The 17,372-nt window shown below is 66.6% G+C and carries 16 protein-coding genes; 9 read left to right on the top strand and 7 right to left on the bottom strand.

Annotated features, from left to right (window positions below):
• Positions 1–36 precede the first annotated feature (36 nt).
• The 3 genes from JOF48_RS18840 to map are packed head-to-tail and all read right to left on the bottom strand — an operon-like array spanning position 37 to position 2,517.
• On the bottom strand, positions 37–792 hold the full coding sequence (locus JOF48_RS18840; protein ID WP_209683651.1) for an SDR family oxidoreductase: 756 nt from the start codon (positions 790–792) through the stop codon (positions 37–39).
• Positions 793–798: 6 nt separating this feature from the next.
• Positions 799–1,593, bottom strand: a complete 795-nt coding sequence (gene ppgK / locus JOF48_RS18835; RefSeq protein ID WP_209683648.1) for a polyphosphate--glucose phosphotransferase — start codon at positions 1,591–1,593, stop codon at positions 799–801.
• Positions 1,594–1,638: 45 nt separating this feature from the next.
• Positions 1,639–2,517 (bottom strand): type I methionyl aminopeptidase, encoded by an 879-nt coding sequence (map, locus tag JOF48_RS18830; RefSeq protein ID WP_209683645.1) that lies wholly within the window; start codon positions 2,515–2,517, stop codon positions 1,639–1,641.
• 105 nt (positions 2,518–2,622) lie between these two features.
• On the opposite strand from map, the gene JOF48_RS18825 reads away from it, so the two are divergent.
• The gene (locus tag JOF48_RS18825; protein ID WP_209684780.1) at positions 2,623–2,796 is read left to right on the top strand and encodes an SPOR domain-containing protein; all 174 of its coding nucleotides are present in this window, start codon (positions 2,623–2,625) and stop codon (positions 2,794–2,796) included.
• Between the two features lie 147 nt (positions 2,797–2,943).
• Here JOF48_RS18825 and panB read toward each other — a convergent pair whose 3' ends face one another.
• Positions 2,944–3,906 (bottom strand): 3-methyl-2-oxobutanoate hydroxymethyltransferase, encoded by a 963-nt coding sequence (gene panB, locus JOF48_RS18820; RefSeq protein WP_209683642.1) that lies wholly within the window; start codon positions 3,904–3,906, stop codon positions 2,944–2,946.
• Positions 3,907–4,062: 156 nt separating this feature from the next.
• Here panB and glnA point away from each other — a divergent pair, with 156 nt between their 5' ends.
• The gene (gene glnA, locus JOF48_RS18815; RefSeq protein ID WP_209683639.1) at positions 4,063–5,409 is read left to right on the top strand and encodes a type I glutamate--ammonia ligase; all 1,347 of its coding nucleotides are present in this window, start codon (positions 4,063–4,065) and stop codon (positions 5,407–5,409) included.
• Between the two features lie 8 nt (positions 5,410–5,417).
• The gene (locus JOF48_RS18810) at positions 5,418–8,510 is read left to right on the top strand and encodes a bifunctional [glutamine synthetase] adenylyltransferase/[glutamine synthetase]-adenylyl-L-tyrosine phosphorylase (RefSeq protein ID WP_209683636.1); all 3,093 of its coding nucleotides are present in this window, start codon (positions 5,418–5,420) and stop codon (positions 8,508–8,510) included.
• Between the two features lie 52 nt (positions 8,511–8,562).
• Here JOF48_RS18810 and JOF48_RS18805 read toward each other — a convergent pair whose 3' ends face one another.
• Positions 8,563–9,111, bottom strand: a complete 549-nt coding sequence (locus JOF48_RS18805) for a hypothetical protein (protein ID WP_209683633.1) — start codon at positions 9,109–9,111, stop codon at positions 8,563–8,565.
• A gap of 275 nt (positions 9,112–9,386) precedes the next feature.
• Between JOF48_RS18805 and JOF48_RS18800 the strand changes: the two genes are divergently transcribed.
• Complete coding sequence (locus tag JOF48_RS18800) at positions 9,387–10,352, top strand: DUF4190 domain-containing protein (protein WP_209683630.1); 966 nt, start codon at positions 9,387–9,389, stop codon at positions 10,350–10,352.
• A 16-nt stretch (positions 10,353–10,368) separates the two neighbouring features.
• Here JOF48_RS18800 and JOF48_RS18795 read toward each other — a convergent pair whose 3' ends face one another.
• On the bottom strand, positions 10,369–11,946 hold the full coding sequence (locus JOF48_RS18795; protein ID WP_209683627.1) for an arylsulfatase: 1,578 nt from the start codon (positions 11,944–11,946) through the stop codon (positions 10,369–10,371).
• 411 nt (positions 11,947–12,357) lie between these two features.
• Here JOF48_RS18795 and JOF48_RS18790 point away from each other — a divergent pair, with 411 nt between their 5' ends.
• The 3 genes from JOF48_RS18790 to JOF48_RS18780 all read left to right on the top strand — a co-directional run bounded on the left by JOF48_RS18790 (position 12,358) and on the right by JOF48_RS18780 (position 15,656).
• Positions 12,358–13,872, top strand: coding sequence for an amino acid ABC transporter substrate-binding protein/permease (locus JOF48_RS18790; RefSeq protein WP_209683624.1), 1,515 nt, complete (start codon positions 12,358–12,360; stop codon positions 13,870–13,872).
• Positions 13,869–14,618, top strand: a complete 750-nt coding sequence (locus tag JOF48_RS18785; RefSeq protein WP_209683609.1) for an amino acid ABC transporter ATP-binding protein — start codon at positions 13,869–13,871, stop codon at positions 14,616–14,618. Before JOF48_RS18790 ends, JOF48_RS18785 begins: the two co-directional genes overlap by 4 nt.
• A gap of 123 nt (positions 14,619–14,741) precedes the next feature.
• The gene (locus JOF48_RS18780) at positions 14,742–15,656 is read left to right on the top strand and encodes a glutaminase (RefSeq protein ID WP_342591309.1); all 915 of its coding nucleotides are present in this window, start codon (positions 14,742–14,744) and stop codon (positions 15,654–15,656) included.
• A gap of 140 nt (positions 15,657–15,796) precedes the next feature.
• On the opposite strand, the gene JOF48_RS18775 is transcribed toward JOF48_RS18780, so the two are convergent.
• Positions 15,797–16,240 carry a VOC family protein gene (locus tag JOF48_RS18775; protein ID WP_209683606.1) on the bottom strand — a complete coding sequence of 148 codons (444 nt, stop codon included), beginning with the start codon at positions 16,238–16,240 and terminating at the stop codon, positions 15,797–15,799.
• Between the two features lie 233 nt (positions 16,241–16,473).
• On the opposite strand from JOF48_RS18775, the gene JOF48_RS18770 reads away from it, so the two are divergent.
• Both JOF48_RS18770 and JOF48_RS18765 read left to right on the top strand, forming a co-directional pair.
• Positions 16,474–17,058 (top strand): GNAT family N-acetyltransferase, encoded by a 585-nt coding sequence (locus JOF48_RS18770; protein WP_209683604.1) that lies wholly within the window; start codon positions 16,474–16,476, stop codon positions 17,056–17,058.
• A gap of 67 nt (positions 17,059–17,125) precedes the next feature.
• Positions 17,126–17,326, top strand: coding sequence for an AsnC family protein (locus tag JOF48_RS18765; RefSeq protein ID WP_342591308.1), 201 nt, complete (start codon positions 17,126–17,128; stop codon positions 17,324–17,326).
• Positions 17,327–17,372 lie beyond the last annotated feature (46 nt).

Raw genomic sequence — 17,372 nt, 5'->3', positions numbered from 1 at the left:
TGATGCACCAGCTGCGTCATAGAACTTCGGGAAAGGCTACCGGCCGCCGGCCACCGGGAGGATCGCTCCGGTCACATAGGACGCCTCGTCGCTGAGCAGCCACATCACCGCGGCTGCAACTTCTTCCGGCTCCCCGCCGCGGCCCAGCGGAACCAGGTGGGCCTGCCGCGCCACGCGGTCGGGTGCCCCCGCCGCCGCGTGCAGCCCCGTGTTGGTGGCGCCGGGGGAGACCGCGTTGACCCGGATCCCGTGCGCCGCCGCCTCTGCGGCGAAGCCGACAGTCAGGACGTCCACGGCGCCCTTCGACGCGGCATAGTGCACCCACGTTCCCGGGGAGCCCGCCTTGACCGCTGTCGAGGAGATGTTGACGATGCCGCCGCCGCTGCCGCCCGTGGCGGTGGACATGCGCCGCTGGGCCTCCTGGCACATGAACAACATGCCTGCCACGTTGACGTCGAGGACCCGCCTGACGACGTCCGGAGGGACGTCCACCAGCGGGCCGATCATATCGCCGGTGATGGCTGCATTGTTAACGACGGCACGCACCCTTCCCATGGCTTGCGCCGCATCGAAGAGGGCCCGGACGTCGTCGGGGCTGCTGACATCCGCCTTGACGGCCTGGGCCAGGCCGCCGGCCGCGGTGATGGAGCGGACCACCTGGGAGGCGCCGCCGTCGTCAGCACTGTAGTTGACCACGACGGCGTACCCGGCCCGGGCTGCCAGGCGTGCCGTGGCGGCGCCAATCCCGCGGCTGGCTCCCGTGACAATGGCAACACCCAAGGAGCCGGCCATGGGGGATTACTTCGTGATCTTGAAGTGCACGGCGGCCTGCAGCGCGCCGCCCACGATGCCGGCGTTGTTGGCCAGTTCCGCCGGGATGATCGGCGTGCGCAGCTTCAGCTGGGGCAGGTAGTCCTCGCTGCGCTTGGAGATGCCGCCGCCAATGATGAACAGCTCGGGGGAGAAGAGGAACTCCACGTGGGAGAAATAGCGCTGCAGCCGGACCGCGTATTCGTCCCACGTGAGGTCGTCGCGTTCGCGTGCGCTGGCCGAGGCCTTCGACTCGGCGTCAAAGCCGTCCAGTTCCAAGTGGCCCAGCTCCACATTCGGGATGAGGATGCCGTCGTGGATGAACGCCGAGCCGATCCCGGTGCCCAGGGTGATGACCAGGACGGTGCCCTTGACCTTGCGGCCGGCGCCGTAGCGGGCCTCGGCCAGGCCGGCGGCATCGGCGTCGTTCATGACCTGCACGGGACGGCCCAGTTCCTTGGTGAAGATGTCATCAACATTGGCGTTGATCCAGGACTGGTCCACGTTAGCAGCCGAGAGCGACACGCCGTGGGAGATGATGGCCGGAAAGGTGATGCCCACGGGGGCGTCCTCGTCCGGGGCGTGCTCGCGCGTCATGAGCTCGTCGACGATGGCCTTGACCACCTTGGCAACGGCCTCGGGCGTGGAGGGGGAGGGTGTGTCGATCCGGTAGCGCTCGCCCAGGACCTCGCCGGTTTTCAGCTCGACGATGCCGCCCTTGATGCCGGTTCCGCCAATGTCAATGCCAATCACGGTTGCGGAGGATGGGTGCTTCTTAGACATGCAGGCTCCAAAAAATGTAGTTGTTGTGCAAAAACGTCGGAAGGGTTACGGGAGGGTCAGGACTTCGGCGCCCGTGGCCGTGACCACCATGGTGTGCTCGAATTGAGCTGTGCGCTTGCGGTCGCGGGTGACGACCGTCCAGTCATCAGCCCACATGTCCCATTCAATCGTGCCGAGCGTGAGCATGGGTTCGATGGTGAACACCATGCCTTCCTTCAGCACCGTGTTGTAGGCGGGGGCGGCGTCGTAGTGCGGAATGATCAGTCCGGTGTGGAAGGCCTCGCCCACCCCGTGCCCGGTGAAGTCGCGCACCACTCCGTAACCGAAGCGCTTTGCGTAGGATTCGATGGTGCGGCCGATCACGTTGATTTCACGGCCCGGGGCCACGGCGCGGATGGCGCGGCGCAGGGATTCCTGGGTGCGTTCCACCAACAGCCTGGACTCTTCGTCCACATCGCCCACGCAAAAGGTCCAGTTGGTGTCTCCGTGGACACCGTTCTTGAAGGCGGTGATGTCAATGTTGATGATGTCCCCGTCCTGGACCACGGTGCTGTCCGGGATGCCGTGGCAGATCACCTCGTTGAGGGAAGAGCACAGGGACTTGGGGAAGCCGCGGTACCCCAGCGTGGAAGGGTATGCCTGGTGGTCCCGCAGGAACTCATGGCCGATCCGGTCGAGCTGGTCCGTGGTCACGCCGGGGACAATGTTCTTGCCCACCTCAACGATGGCCTGTGCGGCAATCTTGGCGGAGATGCGGATCTTCTCCAGCGTCTCGGCGTCCTTGACCTCGGAACCCTTGAACGGTGCCGGGCCGGCCTTGCCCACGTATTCGGGGCGTGGGATGGACAGGGGAACGGCCAGCTCGGGGCTGATGGTTCCGGGGACGAGCGTGCCGACTGGGGCCGTAAGTGCGGTGGAAGACATGCCACCATCCTATAAGTTTTTCCGCCGCCCGCCGCAGCCTGGACACCCGCCCCGTGCGCTGGGCCTAAGATGACAGTGACACACGTCAAGTCCAAGGAGGAAACCATGGCCCAGTACTGGTACAACGTGGAAACGCACGAAGTTGAAAAGGACGCCCAATCCGATTGGCAGAAGCTGATCGGCCCCTATGAAACGCGTGCCGAGGCCGAGGCCGCGCCGGAACGGGTCCGCGCCCGCAACGAGGCCGCGGATGCCTTTGACGAGGACGACGACGAATAGCCCCGTTGTTCCCGGCACGCCCGCCGCGACGCCGCCCGGCCAGTGGATTCCAGGCCGGGTGAATCGGACTCATTTTCCACCGTGGTGGGCCCACAAGTCCGAGGGTTCCCTGGCCGAGCGAAGCGAGGTTAAGAAGGACTTGGGGGACTAGAAGGTGTGCTCCGGGCCGGGGAACACGCCGGAGCGGACCTCTTCGCCGTACTCGCGGGCGGCGTCGGCCAGGATGGTGCGCATCTGGGCATACTGCTTGACGAACTTGGCCATCTTGCCGGTCCGCAGCCCGGCCATGTCCTGCCACACGAGCACCTGGCCGGTGGTGGTGTTGCCGGCGCCAATGCCAACGGTGGGCACGGCAATGGCGGCATCCACGGCGGCAGCGGTGTCGGCCGGGACCATTTCCATCAGCACTGCGAACGCTCCTGCGTCAACCAGGGCAACGGCGTCGTCAATCATGGTCTGGGCAAACTCGCCGCGGCCCTGGACCCGGTAGCCGCCCAGCACGTGTTCGGCCTGCGGGGTGAAGCCGATGTGCGCCATCACGGGGATGCCGGCCTGGGTCAGTGCTCGGACGGTGGGGGCATAGTAGGCGCCGCCTTCCATCTTCACGGCGTGCACCAGGCCCTCCTTCATGAGGCGGACGGAGGAGGCGATGGCCTGCTCGGGGGACTGCTCATAAGAACCGAACGGCAGGTCCGCAACAACGAGGGCCCGCTTGGCGCCGGCTGTGACGGCGCGGGAGAAGACAATCATCTCGTCCAGCGTGATGGGCAGCGACGTCTCATTGCCCAGGACGTTGTTGGACGCGGAATCGCCCACGAGGAGCACCTCGATGCCGGCCTCGTCAAAGATTTGGGCGGTGTACTGGTCGTATGCCGTGAGCATGGCGAATTTTTCCCCGGCGCGCTTGGCGGCCTGCAGGTGGTGGGTGCGGACCTTGGCCGCCTTTGCCGGAATACCGGCCGGGCCGGCAGCGGCTGTGCCTGCCGAGGCAGCGGCCGGGGTGCCGGCGGCGTTGCCGTAGGGCGCGGGAAGCTCAGGCGCAACGGCCGGTTCGCCGGACACGGCGTTGTGTGCGGGCGCGGAGGAATCAGGGATGCTTGAGGATGCCATGGCACCAGCTTATTACGAGTTGGCGCCGGGGCCGGACGGCGCGCAATGTGCCCGCGGCGGGACAGTCCTTAGTAGAGTGTTCACAGCAGCAACCGAGCTGCCCGCAGCCACACCTTGGATGGAGTGCGGGCACCACCCTTAGAAAGAGGCAGCGGCGTGAACCGTCAACAGGAATTTGTGTTGCGCACCATCGAAGAGCGCGATGTCCGTTTTGTGCGGCTCTGGTTCACCGACGTCGTGGGTTCGCTGAAATCCGTGGCCCTGGCACCGGCCGAAGTGGAAGGCGCCTTTGAGGAGGGGCTCGGCTTCGACGGTTCCGCCATCGAGGGGCTTGCCCGGGTCTTTGAGTCGGACATGCTGGCCCAGCCGGACCCCTCCACCTTCGCGATCCTGCCCTGGCGCGGCAACGGAAAGTCGGAGCAGACCTCGCGCATGTTCTGCGATGTCCTGACACCCGACGGCGAACCCTCCGCCGCGGATCCGCGCAACGTTCTCAAGCGCACGCTGGAGAAGGCCGCGGACATGGGCTTCACCTGCTACACGCACCCTGAGATTGAGTTCTACCTGCTCAAGAGCGACCGCCCCGGACCGGACGGCATCCCCGTCCCCGTGGACCAGGCCGGCTATTTTGACCACGTCCCGGGCGGGGTCGCCCAGGACTTCCGCCGCACGGCCGTGACCATGCTGGAGGATGTGGGCATCTCGGTGGAGTTCAGCCACCACGAGGGCGGTCCCGGCCAGAACGAGATCGACCTGCGCTACGCCGACGCGCTGGCCACGGCGGACAACATCATGACGTTCCGCACCGTGATCCGCGAGGTCGCCATCCAGCAGGGCACCTACGCCACGTTCATGCCCAAGCCGTTCTCCTCACACCCCGGCTCCGGCATGCACACCCACTTCTCCCTGTTCGAGGGTGATTCCAATGCCTTCCACGAACCGGGCGCCGAGTACCAGCTCTCCAAGACGGCGCGCCAGTTCATGGCAGGCATCCTCAAGCACGCCCCGGAATTCACCGCCGTCACCAACCAGTTCGTCAACTCCTATAAGCGCCTCTGGGGCGGGGGAGAGGCCCCCAGCTACGTCTCCTGGGGGCACAACAACCGTTCCGCACTGGTCCGGGTGCCGCTGTACAAGCCCGGCAAGGGGCAGGCCTCGCGCATCGAGTACCGCGGCATCGACTCCGCCGCCAACCCGTACCTGGCCTACGCCGTGCTCCTCGGCGCCGGGCTCAAGGGCATCGAGGAAGGGTATGAGCTCCCGCCGGCCGCCGTCGAGGACATCAGCGCCCTGACCAGCGCGGAACGCCGCGCCCTGGGCCACGACCCGCTGCCCTCCAGCCTCCACGACGCCGTGCGCCAAATGGAGGAGTCCGAGCTCATGCCGGCCATCCTCGGTGAGCAGGTCTTCGAGAACTTCCTGCGGAACAAGCGCGAGGAATGGCAGGAGTACCGCCTCCAGGTCACCCCCTATGAGATCAACCGGTACCTGGGGGTGCTCTAGACCCTGCCATGAGTTCACTGACCCGCACCTTGATCTCCCGGGGCTTCTCCGACCTTGAAATGTGCGAACGCTTCCTCGGCTTCGACGAACTCGCCGGGCTTGACCAGCCGGAGCTGTTGGACGCACTGGCCCTGGCCGACAATCCGGACATGGCCCTGCAGTCGTTGGTGCGGCTGCTCAGCGCCGTGCCGGAGAGCCAGGACAGCCTCTTCCAGCCGGATCCGGACACCGGCCGCCGCGCCCCGAACGAGTCGCTTTTCAGGCTGCTGGGCGCCTCGGAGGCCCTCGCCGACTTCCTGATGCGCCACCCTGAACACCTGGACATGTTCGACGGCGCGCCCTCCCCGGTGCCTGGCCCCGCCGACGCTTCGGCATTGCGCGGCTCGCTGCTGCGTGCGGTGGGTGCGGATCCGGAGGCTGCGGTGCCGGTGTCCGCACTGGAGGGAAAGGCAGCCCGGATCGCCCTGCGCACCAGCTACCGCAGGCACCTGTGCGAGCTGGCCGTCATGGACCTGGCGGCCGCATCCCCGCAGCAGGCCATGCCGGAGGTCGGCGCCGTGCTGGCGGACCTTGCGGCGGCCGCGCTGGAGGCGGCCCTGGCCGTGGCCCGAACCGAGGTGGGTGCCGCAATGGGGGTGGACAAGGTGGCCGCCGTGGAGCTGGCGGTCATCGGCATGGGCAAGTGCGGGGCCCGGGAGTTGAACTACATTTCTGACGTCGACGTCATGTATGTCGTGGCACCCCGTTCAGGCACCGGCCCTTCCGGCACCTGGGGCGCTCCGAACCTGCCGCCCGCCGCCGAACTGGACGAGGCCGCCGTCGTGCGCGTGGGCAACGCGCTGGCAGGTGCCGTTTCCCGCACCATCTACGCCCCGGAACGCGAACCGGGACTGTGGGAGGTGGACGCAAACCTGCGCCCCGAGGGCAAGGACGGGCCGCTCGTGCGCACCTTGGATTCCTACCTCGCCTACTACCAGCGCTGGGCGCAAAGCTGGGAATTCCAGGCCCTGCTCAAGGCCCGCACCATCGCCGGGCACGTGGAGCTGGGGCAGTCATTTGAGGCGGCCGTGGCCCCGCTGATTTGGGCGTCCTCGGAGCGTGAGGGCTTTGTGGAATCCGTCCAGGCCATGCGCCGCCGGGTGGCAGCCAACATCCCCGATGCCGACGCCGACCGGCAGATCAAGCTGGGCCGGGGCGGGCTGCGGGACGTGGAGTTCACGGTGCAGCTGCTGCAGCTGGTTCATGGCAAAAGCGACGAGAGCCTGCGGGTGCGGGCCACCACTGCAGCCATCGATGCGCTGGCCAAGGCGGGCTACGTTGGCCGCACGGACGCGGCGCTGCTGCTCAACCACTACAGCTACCTGCGCGTCCTGGAACACCGGATCCAGCTGGTGCACATGCGCCGGACCCACACCATGCCCAGCGACCCCCGGCAGTTGCGGGCCCTGGCACGTTCGGTCACGGGTCCGCTGAACACGAAGCGGCCCAGCGCCGATTCCCTGCTGGCGGACTGGGCCCAGGTCAAGCGTTCCGTCAGCGCCCTGCATGAACGCATCTTCTACCGCCCCATCCTGGCCACGGCAGCGAACCTCAGCGCCGAGGACGCCGCCCTGACCACCGACGCCGCCAAGGCCCGCCTGGCCGCGCTCGGCTACCGGGACGCAGCAGGCGCGGTGCGGCACATCGAGGCGCTGACGGCCGGGGTGAGCCGCAGGGCCGCGCTGCAACGCCAGCTCCTGCCGGTGCTGCTGGGCTGGCTGGCCGACGGCGTCGATCCCGATGCAGGCCTGCTCGCCTTCCGCCGGGTGAGCGATTCGCTGGGCACTTCGCACTGGTACCTGGGCATGCTCCGCGACCACCAAGCCGCAGCGGAACGGCTGTGCCACCTGCTCTCCAGTTCCTCCCTCGTGGCGGACCTGCTGGCAGTATCCCCGGAGGCGACCGCGTGGCTGGGGAACTCCAAGGACCTGGTGCCGCAGAGCTTTGAATCGCAGTGGGGGGAAATCCGGGCCACGCTGTCCCGCCACGGCGACGGCACGGATGCGATCCGGCTGATCAGGCTGCTGCGCCAGCGCGAGATCCTGCGGATCGCCATCGCCGACTGCTGCGGCCTGCTGGACCAGGACGCCGTGGCCCTGGCCCTCAGCGACACTGACCGGGCGGCCGTACTTGGCGCGCTTCATGTGGCAGAAAACGAGGTGTACGCCGGAACCGAGCCGCTGACACGGGTGCTGGTGGTGGCCATGGGCCGGCAGGGCGGGAGGGAGATCGGCTATGGATCCGACGCCGACGTGCTGTTCGTGCACCTGCCCGTTGACGGGCCCTCCGGTGCCGGCGCCGAGGCGGCCACACAGCAGGCCAAGGCGATTGTGCAAAAGCTGACAGCGCTGCTGACGGCGCCCCTGCGTCCGGCCATTGTGGCCGAACGGGTGCTCAGCGTCGACGCGGACCTCCGCCCCGAAGGGCGGAACGGGCCGCTGGTGCGTTCCCTCGAGGCCTACCGGGAGTACTATCAGCGCTGGTCGTCCCCATGGGAGGCCCAGGCGCTGCTGCGTGCACTGCCGATGGCCGGATCGGACGAGCTGGCGGCGGACTTCATCGCCATGGCCGACCCCATCCGCTACCCGCGGGAGCTTCCGGAGGCGAGCCTGCGCGAAATCAAGCGGATCAAGGCACGCATGGAATCAGAGCGGCTGCCGCGCGGTGCCGATCCGTCGCGGCATGTGAAACTGGGCCGCGGCGGGCTCAGCGACGTCGAGTGGCTGGTGCAGCTGCTGCAGCTCCAGCACGCCCACGAGCATCCGGAACTGCGCACCACCGCCACTATCCCGGCGTTGCACGCAGCCATCCGGCTGGACCTGTTGGGCGGGGACGACGCCGCCGTGCTCGAGGCCGCCTGGCGCCTGGCCGGACGCATCCGCAATGCCAACGTCATGTGGACGGGCAAGCCATCCGACCTGCTGCCGTCGGCGCGGCGGGACCTGGAAGCGGTGGCCCGCTGGTGCGGCTATGAACCCGGCAACGCCACGGCGTTCGAGGACGACTACCTGGGCCTGACCCGCCGTGCCCGCGCCGTGTTTGAGCGGCTCTTCTACGGCTGAGCAATTCCTGCCCGGCGCTGGGGCGACTCGCCCTCATACCCGCGGGTCCCGCCTAGCCGATGTTCACACCGCCAAACCCGAAGGTGGTCTTGGTCCTGCCGCCATGCTTGATGCTGCGGGTGTCGCCGACGCCGCGTTTCACGCCGTCAACCCGCACATCGACCGTAAGAAGGTATTGGTGTATTCCCTCGGGCAGTTTCGTGGCGGCCATGAAGCCCTTTGCCAGCATCCGCTCGGCTATTCCCTTGGCCTGCAGGCTGTCGGCGATGCCCAGCTCTTCGGCCGAGGGCGGCGTGGGAAGCACGTAGTGGAGCGGCACGGTCACCGAGGCGCCGGGCTCGAGCGCGATCATTTCCTTGTGGCTCCATTCGTGGCGAAAGCGGCTGCCGTTGCCGGCATCCGCATCGGCGCTGGCGGGGGCCTTGTCCCTGAGGACAAAGTCGAAGCCCGTAATGGTGCGCGGTTCGGCCTTGTGGCCGGTGACGGTCACCGCCACCGGGATCACCCGGTCCGGCCAGTCAAAGACCGGGGGCACTTCCAGTCCCACCTTGATGCCGCCCGACATCCCCAGGCTGCGTTGAATCCATTGTCCGAGTCCCATGGCTGCGCTCCTTGAAAAATAGGTGTGGTGCCGGCGTCGGCCCGTGCAGCTGAGACTAGCGCCGTGGATGTGATCATTCTTAAACGGCTTCGGCACGGGAGGCGGGCTCGGCCAGGGTGGAAAAGGCGTGCCCGCATGTGTCCGGTGGCTTTCATGAAACTGACAGGGCCGCCCATAGTCTGGCCACACATACGGGCCGCCGGAGCAGCCGGTGCACGACAGAACCTGTGCACGGCCGCAGCTGCCGCCCTGCCGAAGCTGCCCAGGAGCCTGCCATGACCCAGCCGCCCGTTCCCGACCAAGCCCTTTCCGGTGCCCCGCCCCAGGCCAAGGCGCCCGACGGGCTTGCGACAGCGGCCCTCGTGGTCGGCATCATTGCAGTGTTGGGCGGCGCCGTCCCGGTTCTGGGCCTGCTCCTGGGCGCCACCGCCATCATCCTCGGCGCACTCGCGCTGCGAAGGAAGCGCTCCCGCGGCAAGTCGCTCACGGGGCTGATCCTGGGAGCCGTCGCCGCTGCCACCTCCATCATTGTCACGGTGCTGCTGATTGCCTTTGGCGGCAACCTGCTCAATGCACTGGCAGGCACCGACAACTGGGAATTCACCGAGTCCCATGAATTCACCGTTGAAGAGGTGGAACCGCCGGTGGCCATGGAATCCTTCGCTGCCGAACAACCGCAGTCGCAGGCGGACGGGCAGGAGGCAGTGACGGAGTCCGAGCCTGAGCCTGAGGTGGCGGAGCGCCCCGATGCGCAGGGCCTCGAGGCAAACATTCCGTGGGACGCCCACGGCACCGCGGATGCCCCGCTCTCCACCAACGCCGGCACCCCCGAAGATCCGCACCGCCTGGGCACCCGCGTCATTGCCGAACACTTCGAGATTGTTCTGAACAGTTTCAGCGACAACGCAACGGAACAGCTGCTCGAGTTGGAGCCGGCCAACACCGACCCGGGGGACACCCACCGTTTTGTCGCAGCCAACCTGACGCTGAAAAGCATCAGCGGCAAGCCACTGTTTGGCTACAAGCAGCGGATCGAGCTGCAGACCACTGCGATTCGCTACCACGCGTTCAATTCCAACGTGGTTCCTCCGGCCCCCAAGCTCTTCGCCAAGGGGCAGCAGGTGACCGGCAACTTTACCGGCTACGCGGCCTTCCTCGTGGACAACAGCCACGGCTCCAAATTCATCCGGTACCACGATCCCAAGCTGCCCGATTCGAACGGCTACATCGCACTGGACTAGCAGCCGGGACAGGTGCCTACATGCCGGCCAGCGCCCTGGCGTGGGGAAGCATGGTGGACACGGGCGCACCGGTGACCAGTTCGCCGTCGTGCACAAAACCCTCCTCGCGCCCGGAGAGCGCCTCAATGAGCCGCCCCTTCCACAGCGCCAGCAGCCCGGCGTGCTCCGGCAGGGGTGCGAGGTTGTGCAGCTCGCCGGGGTCTGCGTCGAGGTCGAACAGTTCCTCGCTTCCCCAGCCTGATGCCCACAGGTACTTCACATGGCCGTCCGTGACCCACTGCAGCGACTGGCCAAAGTAGACATGCTCGCCGTGCAGCCACTCCCGCCACGGCTCTAGTCCGGCAGGTTGTTCCTGGCCGGGACTCTCCCCGCCTGCCTGATTCTCCGCTGGATGTCCGACGGCGGCCGGCATCTCCCGCAGGAACCTCGCCAGCGACTTCCCGTCGCAGGAAGCCGGCACGGGCACGCCGGCCAGGTCGAGCAGGGTGGGCATGATGTCGCGCAGCTCAACCACCTCGTCGACCACGGTTCCGCGCAGTGCGGCAGCGTCGTTCGGGGCCGGGGTGACAATGAACGGCACCCGGGCCGAGCCCTCATAGCCCACGGCCTTGCGGTAGAAGTCGTGCTCGCCCAGCATTTCGCCGTGGTCGGAGGTGAACGCGATGACGGTGTTATCCGCCAGGCCAAACTCGTTCAGGGCCTCAAAGACGCGCATGAGCTGGTGGTCGATCTGGGTCATGAGCCCGTAGTATCCGGCCCGTGCGCGCTGCATGACGGCGGGGGAGAGCGTCCCGAAGGCCGTCTGGTGCAGGCCGTCGTGGCGCACGGATTCGTAGTGGTGCACCCAGTCGCCCACCCGGCGTGCCACGGCCGGCAAGTCAAGGTACATCTCCATCGCCCAGGCCGGCGGGTCATACGGCGGGTGCGGGCGGTGGAAGGAAAGGTACAGGAAGAAGGGCCGCGTGGGGTCCCGCCGGTAGAGCCACTCCACCGCCTGGCCTGCCGCCCAGTTCGTGGGATGCAGGCGTTCGGGCTTGTCCCAGGGCCGGGCCACGGTGGAGTTGCAGTTCACGCCGTGGTCCATGTATTCCTCATCCGCCGTGGCTCCGGGCTGTCGGCGCAGCCACGGCACGTAGTCGTCAAAGAACTTGAAATCGCGGCGGTGCTCCCTGCGGGCGAAGTGCAGGAATCCGTCATGGAGCATGACGTCGTCAAAGCCCACCCGGGACCGTTCCGGATACACGTGCAGCTTGCCGATCGCCTGTGTCTGGTAGCCCGCACGGCGGAACTCCCCTTGGAGCGTGACGGGATGGACGTCGTCGAACTTCACACCCTCCTGATAGCCCACCCGGCCGTGCCGCTCCTGCGACTGCCCCGTGAAAAGGGCAACGCGGGCGGGGACGCAGGTGGGCGTTGCCGAGTAGGCGTGGCGGAAGCGGGCACCCTTGGACGCCAGTTCGTCCAGGTGCGGTGTCTGGACGTGGGGGTGGCCCTCGGCGCCGAGGCAGTCGCCGCGCCACTCATCGACGCAGATGAGGATCACGTTGGGCTTGGATTCGGGCGTGGACGTGGGCAGGGGTGTGGACTGGGACATTAATGGCCTTTTCGCGGGTGGTTCCGGATGACGCGGGTTGTTCCGGGCGGCGCTGAAGGTAACGGACGCCACATCAAGCCTAGGCGAATCCACAACGAAGTGCCCGCCCCGGGTCGGCTGGCGTGGCGGGTCCGGTCCGTGCCTGGGGCCTCGCGAACCGTCGGGTGCCGTTGACCTGTTTGCGGCACAGCTGCACTGTGCCGGCGCCTCAGGGATGCCGGCGGCCGGGCCATCCCGCAGGTGTTGTGGGACAGCAGTGCACCGGAACCCGGCCCGTGGATCCTCACGGTACGGACACAAACTTCCGGCGGGATCCATTTCGTCTCGCCTGATGGGACTTTAGGCTGTAACGTCTTGGGGGTAATTCATTCGTCTGGACAGGGATCGAATCCATCGTTGTAAGGGAAAACTATGCTTAGGCACTCACCCATGCGGCGGCGCAGGGGCGGCATATTTGCCGCACTCGCCGCCTTTTTTACTGTTGCCGCCATGCTGCTGGGGATCGGCGGCGCCTCAGCGCTGAGTGCGCCGGCGGCCCCGCAGCCCGGCACCCAGTCCGCCGGTGTCCAGGTCACCGATGCCAAGGGCAAGACCTTCGCCATCGCCACCGACACCACCTTCGCGCCGTTTGAGTTCCGCGACGGCAGCGGCAACCTGGTGGGCATCGACATGGACCTGATCCACGCGATCGCCGACGAGGAGGGCTTCACGGTCGACATCAAGTCGCTCGGTTTCGATGCCGCCCTGCAGGCACTGCAGTCCAACCAGGTGGCGGGCGTCATCGCCGGCATGTCGATTACGGACGAGCGGAAGAAGATCTTTGACTTCTCCGAACCGTACTTCGACTCCGGCGTGCAAATGGCCGTGGCCAAGAACAACCAGGACATCAAGTCCTACGAGGACCTCAAGGGCAAGACCGTCACGGCCAAGCGCGGCAGTGAAGGCGAGTCATTCGCCAAGTCCATCGCCGGCCAGTACGGCTTCACCGTCAAGGCACTGGCAGACTCCGCCACCATGTACGACGACGTCAAGGCCGGCAACTCCGTCGCCGTGTTCGACGACTACCCGGTGCTTGCCTACGGTGTCAGCCAGAACAACGGCCTAAAGATCGTCACCGACAAGGAACAGGGCAGTTCCTACGGATTCGCGGTCAACAAGGGCCAGAACCAGGACCTCCTGGCAGCATTCAACGACGGCCTGGCCACGCTGAAGGCCAACGGTGAATACGACGCCATCCTGGACAAGTACCTTGCCAAGTCCGAGGTGCAGGAGCAGGGCGGCTTCTTCGACCTCCTCAAGAACAGCTGGCCGGCACTGATGAAGGGCCTGTGGCTGACCATGGTCGCCACCGTGCTCTCCCTGGCCATCGCGCTTGTCCTGGGCATCCTGTTTGGTTTCTTCAAGGTCTCCGAAAACATTGTCCTGCGCGGCATCGCCACCACCTACGTCTCCATTTTCCGCGGCACCCCGCTGCTGGTCCAGGCGTTCTTCTTCTACTTCGGCCTGCCGCAGATGACCGGCCAGCCCCTCGACGTGCTCACGGCCGGTGTCATCACGCTGAGCCTGAACGCCGGCGCCTACATGACCGAAATCGTCCGCGGCGGCATCCAGTCCGTGGATCCCGGCCAGCTGGAAGCCAGCCGCAGCCTCGGCCTGAGCTACGTCACATCGATGCGCCGTGTAGTGGTGCCGCAGGCGGTCAAGATCATGACGCCGTCGTTCATCAACCAGTTCATCATCACCCTGAAGGACACCTCCCTCCTTGCCGTCATCGGCTTCGCGGAATTGACCTACCAGGGCCAGCAGATCTACGCCTCGAACTTCCGCACGGGCGAGACCCTGCTGATCGTGGCGGCACTGTACTTCATCGTCATCACCATCCTGACCCAGGTATCCAACGCCCTTGACAGGAAGTTCAACAAATGAGCCCCACCACTGAAAAGAACGTGAAAATTGCCGTCCGCGGGCTGAAGAAGTCCTTTGGCGCCAACGAGGTCCTCAAGGGGATCGACGTGGACATTGCTGAGGGCGAGGTGGTGTGCGTGATCGGCCCCTCGGGCTCGGGCAAGTCCACCTTCCTGCGCTGCCTGAACAAGCTCGAGGACATCACCGCCGGCTCCGTCACGGTCAACGGCTTTGACCTGACCGAGCCCAAGGTTGACCTGAATGCCGTGCGCCAGAACATTGGCATGGTGTTCCAGCACTTCAACCTGTTCCCGCACATGTCCGTCATCCAGAACATCATGCTGGCGCCGGTGGAACTGAAGAAGAAGGACAAGCCCGGTGCCCGCGAACAGGCCATGGAACTGCTGCGCCGCGTGGGCCTGGCCGAGAAGGCCGACGCCCGCCCCGCCTCGCTGTCCGGCGGGCAAAAGCAGCGCGTGGCGATCGCCCGCGCGCTGGCCATGAACCCCGGCATCATGCTCTTCGACGAGGCCACCAGCGCCCTCGACCCCGAAATGGTGGGCGAGGTTCTGCAGGTCATCCGCGACCTCGCCGCCGAGGGCATGACCATGGTTGTGGTCACGCACGAGATGGGCTTCGCCCGCGAGGTCGCCGACCGTGTCATCTTCATGGACGGCGGCGTCATCTGCGAGCAGGGCCGGCCCGAGGACGTCTTCGGCAACCCGCAGCAGCCGCGCCTGCAGGACTTCCTCGCGAAGGTCCTCTAGCACCTCTGTAGTGTGGGGGTGGCGGCTGATTGGCTGCCACCCCCATTTTTTTGGCCCGCTGCCCGCCTGCGTGCGGGCGGCAGCGGCCCAGGTTCGACGCCGGTACTTTCGTTGGGAGGGCATGTGGAAGATTTGCAGGAGGTGCTTGAGGGCATCGCGGAGCATGTGGCCCCGCTGTGCCATGACGGGGCGGTTGCCTCGTACATCCCCAGCCTCGGGGAGGTCTCACCGGAGAAGTTTGGCATCTGCGTGGCCATGGCCGACGGTGAAGTGTACGGGGCGGGGGACTGGAAGGAGCAGTTCTCCATCCAGTCGATCTCCAAGGTGTTCTCCCTGGCGTTGGTCATGTCCTACGACTATGACTCGATCTGGCGCCGGGTGCACCGGGAACCATCCGGCACGCCGTTCAACTCCATGATCCAGCTGGAGGCGGACCACGGCATTCCCCGCAACCCGTTTATCAACGCCGGCGCACTTGTGGTGACGGACCGGCTGCTGACGCTGACCGGGGACGCGGCCGCCTCGATCCGGGGCCTCCTGCGGTTGGAATCAGGCAACCCCGCCGTGGACATTGACACCGTCGTGGCGGCATCCGAGGCCGACCACGGCCACCGCAACGCCTCCATGGCGCACCTGCTGGCCAGCTACGGCAACCTGGAGAACCCGGTGGACGACGTGCTGGAGGCGTATTTCCGGCAGTGTGCGTTGTCCATGAGCTGCGAGGACCTGGCCAAGGCATCGCTGTTCCTGGCCCGGCACGGCGTGGCGGCCGGCGGCACGCCGTTTCTGAGCCCCAACCAGAGTAAGCGGGTCAACGCCGTCATGCTCACGTGCGGCACGTACGACGCCGCGGGGGAGTTCGCCTACCGTGTGGGCCTTCCCGGCAAGAGCGGGGTGGGGGGCGGCATCGTGGCCATCGTCCCGGGCCGCTGCGCCATCACGGTCTGGGGTCCGTCGCTGGGCCCCAACGGAAACTCCGTTGCCGGCATCGCGGCCCTGGACGAGTTCACGGCAAAGACCGGCTGGTCCATCTTCTAGCCATCCCCGATCCCGCATCAGATAAGTCCCTGTTTTCCCCAACGCGGCATCAGTTGTTCCGCGGTTTTCCCCAACGCCGCATCACTGTGCCGCGGTTTCCCCTAACCCTGCCCCGCGCGTGAGACGCAGGGGAGCCGGGTTCACGAGCCCGCCGGCTTGAGCTCCTGCGCGAACATCACCAGGATTCCGCTGGGGCCGCGCAGGTACGTGAGCTTGTAGATGTCCCCGTAGGTGGCCACGCCCCGGAGCGGGTGGTAGCCGTGTTTCGCGGCAATCGCCAAGGATTGGTCGATGTCGTCGACGGAAAATGCCACCCGGTGCATGCCAATCTCGTTGGGACGTGTCGGTTCCGTCTCGATCGCGTCCGGGTGGATGTACTCGAAGAACTCGAGGCGGCCGTGGCCGTCGGGTGTCTGGAGCACGGCGATCTTGGCATGGTTTCCGTCGAGCCCGACAGCGGTGTCGGCCCACTCGCCGCTGACCGTGTCACGGCCAAGCACAGTGAGGCCGAGGTCGGTGAAGAAGGCTATCGCCGCCTCAATGTCACGCACGGCGATGCCGACATTGTCGAGCTTGATGGCCATCAGTGGTTCTCCCCGCTGCTCATCGGCCGGCGGCCGGCGGCGCCACCAGTTGGAGGTAGCGGCATCCGGAAGTAGTGGACAGGATTCTCCGCCGCCAAGGATTTCATGAGGGTCAGGTTACCCCACGGAGGGAGGTCCCTGCCAGCGTTTCCGTCACCTTCTGGCTGCTGTGAGGAGACCGCTCGATGATGCACGGAACAGGGTTGTTTACCAGGGCAGCATATGATTTTCGCATGCATACTCCGGCCGCCGTGACCCTCCTTCCCGTGAACGGGGCACCCGAGCATTCCAAGTTGTTGGCCGGCATTGCCGCCCTGGAGCTCATGCCGGGCCAGGCGGCATTCGTGGGCGAACCGTGGCCGATGGCGCAAAAGGCCCTGGCCGACCCGCACCGCCACCTGTTTGCAGTCACTGCCGGGACAGCCGCCGCATGCACGATCGCCGCCCCGGCCACCGCCGAGACGTCGGGCGGCGCAGGCAGGGCGGTGGTGGGCATGGGGATTCTGCATGTCAATGCAGGCCGCGACGCCGGATGGGCCGACAACGACAGTGCGATCCTTTTGCGCGGCTTCCTGATCGACCGCCGTGCGCAGGGGCTCGGGTACGGCACCGCGGCGACCGAAGCCGCCGTCGGGCTTGCCCAAGGCATTGCGGCGGAGCTTGACCTGCCGGCGGAAGGGGTCGTGCTTGGCGTCAACGAGGACAACGCTGCCGGACTGCGCGCCTATGCACACGCCGGGTTTGCGGACCATGGCAGGTACCTGGGCGGGCGGTCGGGTCCCCAGCGGATCATGTACAGGACTTTTCACACTCCGTGAAAGGCCGTCAACTTTCATTGACGGCAGGGCCCACGTCAACTAACGTTTACGCCAGGAGGTTGGGATCGTGAAAACTCTGCTTGGAAACACTGAGGGAATGGGGCCCGCGGAGTCGTTGTATGCCGTGGCGGAAGCCCGCAAACAGCTCGCCCGCACAGAATCGGAAATGGTGGCACGCGCCCGTGCCGCCGGGCTTTCCTGGGAAGCCATTGCGCTGTGCCTCGGCGTGAGCAAGCAGGCAGTCCACAAGAAGTTTGGCAAGCGCTAGCCTGCCCGCCCGGCGCGCCGAAAGCTGCGGGCGCGCGCCGCCGTCG

This window comes from Arthrobacter stackebrandtii (assembly GCF_017876675.1).
In the GTDB taxonomy this organism is placed as follows: Bacteria; Actinomycetota; Actinomycetes; order Actinomycetales; family Micrococcaceae; genus Specibacter; species Specibacter stackebrandtii.
This window is presented reverse-complemented; position numbering and strand designations above follow the sequence as displayed.